This window comes from Streptomyces sp. NPDC031064 (genome assembly GCF_055570965.1).
This window is the reverse complement of record NZ_JBVIGF010000003.1, coordinates 246,040-258,140: the sequence shown is the minus strand read 5'-3', so window position 1 is coordinate 258,140 and position 12,101 is coordinate 246,040. Positions and strand designations below refer to the sequence as shown.

Genomic DNA, 12,101 nt, shown 5'->3' with positions numbered 1-12,101 from the left:
CCCCAACCGAAGGACCCCCCATGTCCAACATCACCGCGCGCCTCGATCAGGCCCGTCCCTACGTGCTCGGCCTGTTCCGGATAGTCGTCGGACTCCTCTTCCTCTGCCACGGTGCCGCCTCGCTCTTCGGCGTCCTGGGCGGAGCGGGCGGCACCGGGGGCACCGTCCCGGCCGGCACCTGGCCCGGCTGGTACGCGGCCGTCATCGAGCTCGTCGGCGGCGCCCTGGTCCTGGTGGGCCTGGGCACCCGCGTCGTCGCGTTCATCGCCTCGGGCGCGATGGCCTACGCGTACTTCAAGGTCCACCAGCCGATGGGCCTGTTCCCGCTGAAGAACGGCGGCGAACTGGCGGCCATGTACTGCTGGTCGCTGCTCCTGCTGGTCTTCACGGGCCCGGGCGCCCTCTCCCTGGACAGCCTCTTCACCTCCTCGCAGCCGAACGAGAAGCGCGAGCCGGTCACCGCGTAGCGGCGCACGGGGGGGCTCCCCACCGCCGGGGAGCCCCCGGGTCGCACCCTCCCCGCCCGTCTCCGCGCCGCCCCCGGTCGCGGGGACGGCGCGGGGACGACGACCTCACACAGTCACACCCGGTCCCCCGCCCGGGTGATCGCCCGGGTCGCCTTCCGGCGTACGCTTTGCGCCTGTCCGGCCGCCCGCTCCACGGGACCGGCTTCACGGGACCGGGGAGTGAAGGTGCTCGAAAGCGTGGCCGCCGGCCCATGGATCTACACGGCTGTCGCCGTCTCCGTCCTCCTGGACGTGTTCCTGCCGGTACTGCCGAGCGGCATCCTCGTGATCACGGCCGCGACGGTCGCCGCGACCGGGAGCGGCTCCCTCCTCGCGCTGACGCTGTGCGCGGCCACGGCCTCCCTGCTGGGTGACCTCGTCGCGTACCGCCTCGCGTGGCGCGGGCGGTCCCGCCTGCACCGGGCGATCGCCCGCTCGCGGCGGCTGACCACCGCGCAGGAACGTCTCGGCGCGGCGCTGGCACGCGGCGGCGGCGTCCTCGTCATCATCGCCCGGTTCGCCCCGGCGGGCCGCTCGGTGGTGTCGCTCGGCGCGGGCGCGGCCCGGCGCAAGGCCAGCCAGTTCCTGCCCTGGTCCGCCCTGGCGGGCGTGGCCTGGGCCTCGTACAGCGTGAGCCTGGGGTACTTCGGCGGCCAGTGGCTGGGCGCGACCTGGACCGGCGTGGCGGTCTCGGTACTCGCCCTTTTCCTGGCAGGCGCCCTCGCGGTCTACGTCATACGCCGCCCACCCACCCCACCCCGGGCTACGGCTACGGCACGGGGGGTTACGGCACCGGCTACGGCTACGGCTACGGCACCGTCTCCCTTGCCGGCCACGACACGGACGCCCGCACCGGCCACGGCTGCGGCACGGACTCCCGCACCGGTTACGGCACCGGCTGCGGCACGGACTCCCGCACCGGCTACGGCTACGGCACCGGCTCCCATACCGGCTGCGGCACAGGCCACGGCACCGGATCCGGTCCCGGCCACGGCACGGACGCCCGCACCGGCCACGGCTGCGGTACGGGCCACGACGCCGGACCCGGTACCGGCCACGGCCCGCGCTACGGCACCGGCTCCCGTACCGGCGCAGTCACCGATTCCCTCCCCGGTCCAGTCACCGATGCAGTCGCCGGCTTCCTAGCGGCGGCGGCGCCCCGCACCTCAAGGCCGTCGAGCAGCCGCCGGGTCGCCTCGGCGACCTCGTCCACAGCCCGCTCGAACACCTCCCGGTTGTGCGCGGCCGGCGCCCGGAACCCGGACACCTTGCGTACGTACTGCAAAGCTGCGGCGCGGATGTCCTCCTCGGTGGCCTCGGTGGGGAGCACGGGCGGGCGAAGGGTCTTGATACTGCGGCACATGGCTCCAGTGTGCGCCTGCCGCCCGCCCGAGCCCACCGTCACCGCGTGCGTCGCTTCCGTTCCCGTTCGCGCTCCTTCTCCCGCTCCCTGTCGATCGTGTAGGTCGCCCAGTCCCCGCGGTGCAGGTTGCACCGCGAGGCGCCCACCATGGCGAGCCGTCGGCAGCAGCCGCCGTGCTTGGTGCGCGCTCCGCACTTGGACTGTGTACGGGCCATGTCGCCTCCTGATCTCGGCCGGTTCCCCGCTGGTCCCCCGGAGGCAGAGTCCCGCCGGCCCGCCGCGGTGAGGCAGGGCGCACGGCGGTCCCACGAAGGTGCGCTCCGTCGCACGCGCGGTTCGGCACGCGATGCGCGACGCATGGGCGGAACCTAAACTGGCGGCGGAGGTACGCACCATGTCCAAGCGAGGAAACAAGCGCCGCGCCCGCAAGAAGAAGGGCGCCAACCACGGCAAGCGGCCTAACGCCTGACCCGGTCCTCCGCTGCCCGCAACAGCCGCCGCTCCAGCACCGCCACGTGCTCGGGGTGGCGCGCGCGGGCGTGCCGCAGCAACATGTCACGGGCCGTGGCGCCGACGCGGCGCTTCTTCGGGTGGCGCCCGGTGAAGTGGTCGCTCGCGAAGAACTGCACGGCGCCGTCCAGCCCGGCCGTGTCGCTCTCCCGCACCGCCCACGCCAGCGCGTCCGTCGCCGCCGCGCCCAGCACGGCCAGGGGCGCCAGCCGGACGATCAGCCGCGCGGCACCACCCTCGCCGCCGGCCCCGCCGAGCCAGGCGAACACCAGGCTCAACGGCGTCGCGGCCACCGTCCCGGGAGCGGGCGGCTCACCACGCGCCCACCCCTCGGCGTACCGCCGCAGCGGCTCCGGCGCGGCCGCGGCCCAGGCCGCACGGTGTCGCCCCGGTATGGAGCGCGGGTCCACCGGGTCGAGCAGCGGCAGCGGACCGTGCCGGTCGGCTGCACGGACGCGCTCACCGGCGGCGTCGTACAGCGTGAACCGGAACTCACCCAGGCACATGCATGCGAAGCCGTCCCCCTGCCCCTCCCACAGGTCTGCCAGCGCACCCATCACCTCCCCGACCTCCCCCACCTCCGTGACCTCGTACGTCTCCGGATGACCGGTCAGGACGGCGGCGTTCCGACGGTCCGTCACCACGATCCGCACCGTCCTCCCCGACCGGCCGGTCACAGCACCGCCCCCGCCTCGTCGTGGAACACCTCGGGCCAGTAGCGGTAGTCGTCCGGACCGGTCGCGGGGAGGCAGGCGACCGGGTCCACCGAGGCGAGGACGGCGACCATGGTGTCGGCGAGCTGGTGGTAGAAGTCGCCGGTCAGGCCGTGCTCCTTGTCCAGTTGCTGCTCACGGCTGTGCATCCACACCGTGAAGGCGAGGGTCGAGATGTCGGCGTTCACCGGCACCGCCGTATCGGCACCGCATTCGAGGTAGTGGACCGCGCCGGTACGGCCGTCGATCACGATGTCGAAGTCGTGCATCAGCCCGCCCAGGACGAGCAGCCGGCCGGTGTCGGCGGGCAGCGTGTCACCGGCGGGCAAGTGGCGCAGCCGTGGGTCCCGGCGGAGCCGTTCACGCTCCTCGATCACCGTCTCCAGCAGCGTGTCCTCGTCGCCCAGCCAGAACATCAAGCCGTCCTTCGGCAGCCCCACCTCGGTGAGGAACCGCCGGGTCGGCCCGTGCTCCAGCCCGGCGGGCATGTCCGCCGCAGCCACCCGCACGATCTCCTCCGCCCCGAACTCCTCCTCCATGATTCCCACCGGCAGATCGAGCCGCAGCCCCCTGCCGGGGTGGGCGATCAGGGCCATGGGCCGTATCAGCGCGGCGATCCGCCAGAACACGGGGATCTGCTCCTCCCAGCCCGCCCCCTCCTCGGCGAATGCAGAAAGCAGCCGCTCCGTCGCCGTCTCGACCACCTCGGCCCCACTGCGCCCGGCCAAGTCGGCGAACCGCCCGCTCAGCGTGGCGAGTTCATCAACCGCCGCCAGAAGGCGGGCGAGCACCTCCAGAGACGGGGCGAGCGGAAGGATCCGGGCGTACCGCGGCGAGTACATATGCAGGCTGAAGACCCGCCCCGTCTCGCCGTCGACAACGACGTCCTGCGCGTCGAGCCCGTCGACAGGCAGGTGCCCCACGGCGACCAATCCCGCGATGTACGGGTGGAGTTCGGCAGGGTCGTACTCCTCGTCGACGAGGTGCGACGCCGTCACCGCCCTCCCCTCCACCAGCCGTGTGAACCGCACCAGCTCGTGCGACTCCGGCAGCCCGCTCTCGGCGAGCCATCGCCGCGTCGGCCCGTGGGTGATCGACGGATGGATGACGTTCATGGTGTGCCCCCCGTAGCACTCTGAGAGTGATCTCCCAGACACCACCATAGGAGCGACCACTGACAACGGCCCGCGAGCCCCAAACCCGCACGCCCACCCCGCCGTTCGATTAGTTTGGAGGCCCGTTGACGACCACTGTGCCCCAGGAGGCCCCTGTGCCGGACCGCGACCCCGCGCCCGTCTCTGCCGCGGAGATCCACTCCCGGATCGACACCAGCAAGCCGCACTCGGCCCGCTTCTGGAACTACTTCGTGGGCGGCAAGGACTACTACGAGGTGGACCGCGAGCTCGGCGACCAGATCAAGGCGATCTTCCCCGGCCTGGTCGACGTGGCCCGCACGAGCCGGCACTTCCTCGGCCGCGCGGTCCGGCACCTTGCCGGCGAGCAGGGCGTCCGCCAGTTCCTCGACATCGGCACCGGCCTCCCGACCGGCGACAACACCCACGAGGTCGCCCAGCAGGTCGCCCCCGAGACCCGGATCGTCTACGTCGACAACGACCCCCTGGTCCTGGCCCACGCCCGCGCGCTCCTCACCAGCACCCCCGAGGGCCGCACCGCGTACGTGGACGCCGACATGTACGACCCCGACACCATCCTCGAAGCCGCCTCGGCCACCCTGGACCTGTCCCGGCCCGTCGCCCTGATGATCCTCAACACCCTGGGCCACGTCGCCGAATACGACACCGCCCGCTCCCTGATCACCCGCCTCATGGCGGGTCTCCCCTCGGGCAGCTACCTCACCATCTGCGACGGCACGTCCACCAGCGAAGGCATGATCGCCGCCTCCGAGGCCTACAACAAGAGCGACGCCATCCCCTACTACGTACGCAGCGTCGAGGACATCACCGGCTTCTTCGACGGCCTCGACCTCGTCGCCCCCGGCATCGTCCCCGTCACCGACTGGCGCCCCGACCCGACCACCCCGAAGCCCTCCACCCCGGTCGACGCCTACGGCGGCATCGGCCGCAAGCCGTAATCACCGCGCGGGGAACGGGGTCGCCCAGGGCTCCTCGTCCAGGAGGAGCCCGTTGGCGACATAGCTGATGGTTCGATACCAGCCGGCCAGCACGAGCAACTCGAGGAGCTGGGCGTCCTCGTAGTGCTCACGCAAGGCGTTCCGGGCGGGCTGCGAGAGGCGGTCGGTGTCGTGCAGCTCGTCAACAGCCCCGAGCAGTGCCGCATGGCGGGGCGACCACGAGGCGTTGGCCGTGGGGGCGGGTTCCGTGGTCGCCCGAAGCTGTTCCGGGCCGAGCCCGACCCGCTGGGCGAAAGCGGCGGCGTGTACGCCCCATTCGTAGGCGCAGCCAGCGCGTGCGGTCACCCGGGCGATGACAATCTCCCGGTCGATGGCGGGCAGCAACCCGTGCCCCAACAACCCGGCCCCGAGAGGCAACATGCGCGACGCCAACTCCGGGTTGCGGTGCAACGCCCGGAACAGAGCAAGCGGCTCACGCGCCACCCCCGGGGGCATCCAGCGCCGGAGCGCCTGCCCAATGGGCGCCGGATACGGCAGGGCGAGCGGTTCGATGCGCGGCATGTCACACCTCCTGCTTCGGTTTTCGCATCACTATGATGCTTCTATAACCGAAGCGCAAGGAGCAGACATGGCCGCAGCACCCCGACCAGGCGTCCCCGTACGAGGCTCCACGTCCGGCCGTCCGGTCATGGCGGCCCTGGACCTGCTCGGCCGCCGCTGGACCATGCGCATCCTCTGGGAACTGAGCCAGGCCCCGGCCGGCTTCCGCGAACTCCAGCGCCGCTGCGAGCGCATGTCCTCCAGCGTCCTCAACACCCGCCTCGCCGACCTCACCGCCGCCCGCCTCCTCACCCTGCACGACGACGGCTACCACCTCACCCCCCTCGGCGAGGACCTCGTCGAAGCCCTCCGCCCCCTGAACACCTGGAGCCAACGCTGGGCCGACGAAACCCTCCCCGACACGGCCACACCCCCCGAAGCCTGACCCCCCGCCGATGCGCTGCACCCGGGCCGTGAGTGACCATGGCCGTTGACTCCAGGTACGGATGTCAAAGACCCCCAGCCATGACCGGCTGGGGGTCTTCGTTACCGGTGGGCGCGGACGGTTTCGAACCGCCGACATCTGCTTTGTAAGTTCGCTCGGGTCCCCCATCCAAGGCTTGCAACACCACGTTGTTGTGCGGCCGACGTCCACCCGCCACCGCCCGCGTCCGCACTCGTTGATGTCACCTATTGATGTCACGAGGCTGCATTGCAGCTCATGTACGGCCCGTCGGGGGCTTGGGATCCGCCCTGCTCGGGTGGCCATCGCCTGGCCAGCAGTGTCAACTATTCGTTGACGATTCCCGGATGCTTGGTGAAACCTGCCGGGGCGTTCACCTGCGGCTCTTTGGCCCGGCGATCCTCCGTAGGCCAAGATAATATTTTGCTGATCGGCAAGCCCATAGCCAGGCGACGTCACTATTGATGCATCGGTAGACGGTGACGACAAACGAGGGGAAAGTGTTGCCGATGTCCAAGGCTCGATTTAGGCAGGTCATTCGTTTCACACGTGCCTTCAACGCAAGAATGATCGCCCAGCTCGGCCTGCTCGTGACCTGTTCGCAACTCGTCGGTCCCGAACAGATGACAGCGATAGCGGGAATCCTCCTGCTGATGCATCAAACCTCTACCGGAAGGGAGGAGTCTAGGGCCCATCCTCAGGATCCGACGAAATCTCGTCCGGAAGATGTGAATCAAGCTGAACCCAGCGGAAAGCCAGATTTAGGTTCATGAGATGCTCTTCATGCCTATCCTGAGCATCTACGACATACCCAAAACGGTCCCGGCGACGACGGTTCATGTGGGCCTGCTCTACCTCACCTTTGCCCCCCACAAGGCGTAAGAACCGCTGTTCCGCAGATTGCCTGCTCCGCATGGCCATAGCCTCGGCTATCTGCTGAAACGTGATTCCTCGACGTCGAGCCTCTCGAAGTAGTCGTTCCTCTGAATGCTCCACGAGTACACGCATCTCGGCCACGAGGGTTAGTGCATCCAGCACATCTTGACTGGTCCTACGCATACCACGCGGCGGGTGAGAAATGATGGAGATGAATGCGGCGACATCGATCATGAAGTGCCGTGCCTCTTGAAACTTCTCGGCATGCCGCTTGGACAATCGGATGCACGCACGCACTGCCCGATGAGGCAGCCAAGTGTACCTGTCCGACCCTTTTTGATCGCGGGGATGCATGCTGCAACTCTAGATCTCAACGGGGTCGCACGGATGGGTTTCGTGAAGGTGGGCGGAGCTGCCAAGGGGCGAGAGATCATGGTCTCGTGGCTTCCAGCGCGAAATGGGAGCGACGGCGGGCCGTCCTACGAAGATGGGGCGGACGGGTCAGACTGGCTTGCCCCACGCTGCTTCGCTCCTTCGCGCTCCTGCCGCTTCTGTTTGCGCTCCGCTACTCGCGCGGGAGACTGAAATACCTCCTCAAGGATTTCGTCCATGAGGCCAAGGATTTCTTCGACGTCAGCAACAGGAAGGGGGACCTCCACTAGATCGCCATGAGCAGCTTCGTTCCCACTGAACCGGACTTCATGGGCGGCATCCCGAACATGCTCACGAATCAGCCCTTCTCGAAACATCCTTTCGATCTTTTTATCGAGATTTCCGGTATCGATTCCTTTGGCCTTGGCGGTTGACTCGACGACTGATCGAGCAATCATGACCGCTCCCCGCAGATACCCTTCAGCAAGACAGCCGTGCGCTTCGTTAGCCGCAGCAGCGATCAACTCGGGCACGTGGTCGTAGTCCTTCATGGGTTTAGCCCTGGGGAACCACAGTGCGATTTCATCGTCGGTAAGCGTCCGGCTCTCCAGATCACGCTCGTTGACCTCGCCAGCCGCGACGTTGATCCCCCCGCAGTAGTCACACGCACAAGCCTGCTGCACGGCTACCTGCGACCAGCCGTAGCCGGACCGAACGGTGCCTAGTTGCGCGGCCTTGGAAATCGGCTTCATGTTCGCGTGACGACCACACCAACCGCACCTCGTGCTCATCTGCGCCATGCCTATGAGAGTAGCCGCAACGCCGCTGCTTCTGCTCACGCTTCTGGCCCCGCACCGGACAGCGGCGGGGGCCGGTGAGGCCTGCTCGGCTGGTCGCCCAGTCACCCGAAGTCGGTGACAGCCGGATGCGGTCTTGGCGGTTGCTGTACGTGTGCTGGCGTTCTGCCTCATGCGGAGTTGGGGGAGCGCCATACTCGACCGACGGTCTATCGCGAGGCGGGAGACGCCGGTGTCGCTAGCAGATGTCAGTGGATTCATCATCCTTGCCGGGGCCATAGCGGTGGGTATAGGCACGGCGCAGCGAGGCAGAGCACGGGTGCGGAACCAACCCACCGTGTACCGCACAATCACTTTGGACGGCCCAGCGGAGAACTTCGACCCAATCAAGCTTCCTGCTCCGGACCGGGTTGCTGCACGAGGTGAAGCACTCGTTCCTTTGCTCACCCGTAAGCACATGGCAGGCCCCGGCACGGCGTGGTTCGAGCCTGGCAGTCCTCTCGTGTTCCAGCTCGACGTGGGTGCTATCCACGTCATCCCGCGCCGCCTGATCACAGCCGTGGAGCCGTACGAGGGTGATGGGCCGCACCAGTCGGAGGAACGGATTCTGAGGATCGACCTACGCCCTGGGGCAGGACTCTCTGGCGTCATCGTCTTTACCGATATGGCGACCTTGGACGAGTGGTGCAGGCTGCCGGCGACCGCGAGATGAGGTCGGTGGAGCGGCTTTGGGCGGGAGCTGCCATGGGGCGAGAGATCATGGCCCCGTAAGCTTCCGGCGCGTCGGGCAGTCTGTGGACCTGCCCGCTAAAGCACGACGTTGGGGCCATGATCTTGGAGGCTCGCCCCATGGTGGCTGCCTAAAGCCGTGGAGCCGACCGCCCCAGCCACAGCGGGTTTTCCGCCCTTCGCCCGTAGCACGCGGCGCGCCGCCTGGCGCGGCCAGGCCGGGCGAAGACAGTGGCCGGGCCGCGCCGTCGAGGCGGCGCGCCCCGCGCCGTGCGCGGGCCTTGATGAAGTAGAGAAAGTCTTACCGCGCTTGCGGTCTTGTGGTCGTACTGCCCTTGCTGCTGCGATGACGGAACCGTCATTCAGGCTGGTCAAGGGGTGGTCATGGCAAAGCTCAAGGTCGTGCGCTGGAACCGCTACGGGCATGATCGTCTGTACGCGAACCTGCCGGATGGCACAGCCGTCGCCTGGGCTGACTGCAGAACAGGCAAGATCACGATCTTGCGCAATGACTATCGAGATGCCGCGCTGACGGTGCTGGCCCAGCACTTACGGCAGATCTCGCCAACTCTGCCGGCCACCCCAGCGCTGGTCCGGGCAACCGCGTCACTGCCTCCCTTGACGCCCCGCGACGACCTAGCCTCGAACACCCCTGGCAAGGCCGTGCGCGCCAAGCTCGACGAGGTGGGGCCCGGTCCGCTGGAGCGGTTCGTTGCCTGGGTGCTTCGGCGGCCGACTGACGGCGACTCATGGCGTACAGGGTTCGTCGGTGAACGGCGTGTAGGCGCCGAGTTGGGCCGCCTGGAGCGTCAAGGGTGGAGAGTCCTGCACGCCATCCCCCTCTCCGGAGGAGGGGACATCGATCACTTATTAATCGGCACTGGCGGGGTGTTCAGCGTCAACACCAAGCACCATCCGAACAAGGCAGTGTGGGTAGGCGACGACGTCGCAAGGATCAACCGCGGCAAGCCCCGACCGTACCCCCGCAAGAGCCGCGCGGAGGCTGAGCGCGTGCGAAGGGTGCTGGAGCGCTACTGCGACTTTCCCGTGCCCGTGGAGCCGGTTCTCGTCTTCGTAGGGGCTACCGACGTGAAAGTCGCGGCCACCCAGCTCACCGTGCGCGTCTACCGTGAACGGGAGGTTTCTGCCCTGGCGCCCCTCCCGCCGGTACTCACTCCCATGCAGGCTGACCAGGTCTACAACGTCGCCCGTCACCGAGAGGCGTGGCTCACGGCATGAGGCTGTGTGTAGCGCACGTCGAGGCTGCTGGACGACGCGTCATGCAGCTTCGGTGCCGGGCTTCTGCCCATGCTCTAGGTATACCGGCGCAGCCTCGTTACGAGCCTGGGCCGCCGCAAGGATGCGCCGGGCCAGTCTGGGGATGGTGCGCTCTCCTACCTCGTCCAGGGAAACGAACGCGAACGCCTTCAGCTCGTCCTGCTGCAAGGTGATCTTTGACAGGTCCTCTGAGCTGAGGTTGCCACCGTCGAAGAGGTACAGCACCTTGTCGCCTTCCGCCTCACTGGGTGCCCAGTCGACGGCGAGCAAGCGGCCCAGCACGGGCGTAATCCCGAGCTCCTCTCGGACCTCTCGGGCAGCAGCGTGCAAGGGGGATTCACCGGTCTCGACGTATCCGCCGGGGATCTCCCAGTAGCTCTTGTAAGTCGGCTCAACCATGAGGACGCGCCCCGTGGCATCGAAGAACAGCGCACCCGCAGCCATACGCGGATGCGCCATCTTTGCTTCATGTGCGTTCGCTGCCATGGAGCCGAGCGTACCCAGCTCAGACCACATGGAGCCGGTCGGCCAGGGCCGTGAGAGTACGGCTGGGCCGGCCGCGCTGGTTCCGGACCCAGGTGAGTACCAGCTCGCGCGCGAGGTAGTGGCTCCGGACCTGCTCAGGCGCCCAAGTCTCGGCTTCGAGGATCTTGGCCATGGCGTCGTCCGTCCGGTTGTGGGCGCTGAGCGCTCGGGCCACTTCGAGGTTGTGCCGGGTCCGGCGCTCAGTCGGCAGCCCGCTCGTATCGATCTGCGGTCCGAGATCCACTGCTACCTGCATGTCGCCCAGCTCGGCGGCCGTGGCTACTCGGTGGATGGCGACGTTCGTCGGGCCGAAAGCGGTCCATACGTGATTGGCGTCGTGCCCGAGTTGGCGCGCTGCCCGGTCGGCCTCTCCCAGGAAGTCCCGCGTGGTGCCCCGGTCGTCTGCGCGAGCCGCTGCCATCGATCCCGCGAGGAAGAGCGTCCCGTAGATCGAGAGGAACTCGGGCGTGGCATCCTCCAGGCCGGGGCGGAGGTACTCGCCCGCATCACCGACAAGCTGCACGGCGGCATCGAACCGACCGTTGGACAGCAAACAGTGGGCCACCGAGCGGAACAGTGAGCCGGTCACGACGCTGTTTCCCGACTGCTGTGCCGCCGCCAGGCCCCGGTCCGCAGCGATCCAGGCAAGGTCCGTCTCACCGAGCTTGGTCAGAACCATGGCGGCGCCTTGGTAGGTCATGGCCGTCAGTTCATGCGCCTGCTCGCGCTCCCGCCCTTCGTATGCCTGCCCAGCAATGAGTGCGTCGGCAAGAAGGAGCGGCAGGCGCCTGGTGGCAAATCCATACCGTGAGTCCTGGTACGCGTCCCAGACTTCCGCCACGTTGCTTCGGAGCTCGTCGAGCGGGGTCGGCTCGCCCTCCGTGGTGACTCCCAACAGTGGGGTGAGCTGGCGGTAGTTCATCAGCGCTGAGCGGAGCGCCGGCACTGTCCGGGTACCGCTGTCGGCTGTCCACTCCAAGAGAGTGGGCTCGGCAATCAGGTCACCGAGGCTCACGTCCAGGGCATCGGCGAGCGACTTGATCACCGAGAGCCTGTCCAGCTCCAGCCGATTGTTCTCGGCCTTGCTCAGCCAGTCCCCCGTGCGGCCGACAAGTCCGGCCAGGACCTCTTGAGACATCCCCCGCCTGCGGCGGTACCAGGCGACTCGTTCGCCGATCGTCAGGTTCGTCGTCATTCCTCGCATGGGAAGAGCGTCCCCCCGTCTCCAGCTACGACCCCGGAGAGATTTTCCGGGGTAGCGCGGTGGTCCGGTCCTAGCGTTGCTGACAACCCGATGGGTTGTCAGGTCGAACGTGCGACGGAGGGGACACGATGGC

At 68.1% G+C, this 12,101-nt stretch carries 14 protein-coding genes; 6 read left to right on the top strand and 8 right to left on the bottom strand.

All coding sequences use genetic code 11. The annotated features are described in order from the left end of the window. Window positions 1-20: 20 nt before the first annotated feature. Both ACZ46W_RS12210 and ACZ46W_RS12205 read left to right on the top strand, forming a co-directional pair. Complete coding sequence (locus ACZ46W_RS12210) at window positions 21-467, top strand: DoxX family protein (RefSeq protein WP_468335402.1); 447 nt, start codon at window positions 21-23, stop codon at window positions 465-467. A 237-nt stretch (window positions 468-704) separates the two neighbouring features. Beyond that, window positions 705-1,652 carry a DedA family protein gene (locus ACZ46W_RS12205; protein WP_468335399.1) on the top strand — a complete coding sequence of 316 codons (948 nt, stop codon included), beginning with the start codon at window positions 705-707 and terminating at the stop codon, window positions 1,650-1,652. On the opposite strand, the gene ACZ46W_RS12200 is transcribed toward ACZ46W_RS12205, so the two are convergent. Next, entirely contained in the window at window positions 1,573-1,869 is a 297-nt protein-coding gene (locus ACZ46W_RS12200; RefSeq protein WP_468335396.1) for a DUF2277 domain-containing protein, read from the bottom strand. The two genes, ACZ46W_RS12205 and ACZ46W_RS12200, sit on opposite strands and share 80 nt — an antisense overlap. Before the next feature lie 38 nt (window positions 1,870-1,907). Then, the gene (locus tag ACZ46W_RS12195; protein ID WP_468335393.1) at window positions 1,908-2,084 is read right to left on the bottom strand and encodes a hypothetical protein; all 177 of its coding nucleotides are present in this window, start codon (window positions 2,082-2,084) and stop codon (window positions 1,908-1,910) included. 179 nt (window positions 2,085-2,263) lie between these two features. Between ACZ46W_RS12195 and ACZ46W_RS12190 the strand changes: the two genes are divergently transcribed. Further along, window positions 2,264-2,338 carry a 50S ribosomal protein bL37 gene (locus ACZ46W_RS12190; RefSeq protein WP_373297613.1) on the top strand — a complete coding sequence of 25 codons (75 nt, stop codon included), beginning with the start codon at window positions 2,264-2,266 and terminating at the stop codon, window positions 2,336-2,338. Here the strand turns inward: ACZ46W_RS12190 and ACZ46W_RS12185 are convergent. Further along, a complete protein-coding gene (locus tag ACZ46W_RS12185; protein ID WP_468335390.1) occupies window positions 2,328-3,023 on the bottom strand; it encodes a hypothetical protein in 696 nt (231 codons plus the stop codon). The two genes, ACZ46W_RS12190 and ACZ46W_RS12185, sit on opposite strands and share 11 nt — an antisense overlap. Before the next feature lie 29 nt (window positions 3,024-3,052). Continuing rightward, a complete protein-coding gene (locus ACZ46W_RS12180; protein WP_468335387.1) occupies window positions 3,053-4,207 on the bottom strand; it encodes an SUKH-4 family immunity protein in 1,155 nt (384 codons plus the stop codon). 155 nt (window positions 4,208-4,362) lie between these two features. On the opposite strand from ACZ46W_RS12180, the gene ACZ46W_RS12175 reads away from it, so the two are divergent. Then, on the top strand, window positions 4,363-5,184 hold the full coding sequence (locus ACZ46W_RS12175; protein ID WP_468336956.1) for an SAM-dependent methyltransferase: 822 nt from the start codon (window positions 4,363-4,365) through the stop codon (window positions 5,182-5,184). Here ACZ46W_RS12175 and ACZ46W_RS12170 read toward each other — a convergent pair whose 3' ends face one another. Next, on the bottom strand, window positions 5,185-5,745 hold the full coding sequence (locus ACZ46W_RS12170; RefSeq protein WP_468335384.1) for a carboxymuconolactone decarboxylase family protein: 561 nt from the start codon (window positions 5,743-5,745) through the stop codon (window positions 5,185-5,187). A gap of 127 nt (window positions 5,746-5,872) precedes the next feature. On the opposite strand from ACZ46W_RS12170, the gene ACZ46W_RS12165 reads away from it, so the two are divergent. After that, window positions 5,873-6,169, top strand: coding sequence for a winged helix-turn-helix transcriptional regulator (locus tag ACZ46W_RS12165; RefSeq protein WP_468336953.1), 297 nt, complete (start codon window positions 5,873-5,875; stop codon window positions 6,167-6,169). A gap of 1,373 nt (window positions 6,170-7,542) precedes the next feature. Here ACZ46W_RS12165 and ACZ46W_RS12160 read toward each other — a convergent pair. After that, on the bottom strand, window positions 7,543-8,235 hold the full coding sequence (locus tag ACZ46W_RS12160; RefSeq protein WP_468335381.1) for a DUF4145 domain-containing protein: 693 nt from the start codon (window positions 8,233-8,235) through the stop codon (window positions 7,543-7,545). A 1,110-nt stretch (window positions 8,236-9,345) separates the two neighbouring features. Between ACZ46W_RS12160 and ACZ46W_RS12155 the strand changes: the two genes are divergently transcribed. Further along, window positions 9,346-10,200 (top strand): nuclease-related domain-containing protein, encoded by an 855-nt coding sequence (locus ACZ46W_RS12155; RefSeq protein WP_468335378.1) that lies wholly within the window; start codon window positions 9,346-9,348, stop codon window positions 10,198-10,200. A gap of 39 nt (window positions 10,201-10,239) precedes the next feature. Here ACZ46W_RS12155 and ACZ46W_RS12150 read toward each other — a convergent pair whose 3' ends face one another. Both ACZ46W_RS12150 and ACZ46W_RS12145 read right to left on the bottom strand, forming a co-directional pair. Next, window positions 10,240-10,725 carry an NUDIX domain-containing protein gene (locus ACZ46W_RS12150; RefSeq protein WP_468335375.1) on the bottom strand — a complete coding sequence of 162 codons (486 nt, stop codon included), beginning with the start codon at window positions 10,723-10,725 and terminating at the stop codon, window positions 10,240-10,242. A 19-nt stretch (window positions 10,726-10,744) separates the two neighbouring features. Next, on the bottom strand, window positions 10,745-11,959 hold the full coding sequence (locus tag ACZ46W_RS12145) for a helix-turn-helix domain-containing protein (protein ID WP_468335373.1): 1,215 nt from the start codon (window positions 11,957-11,959) through the stop codon (window positions 10,745-10,747). Between the last annotated feature and the right edge of the window lie 142 nt (window positions 11,960-12,101).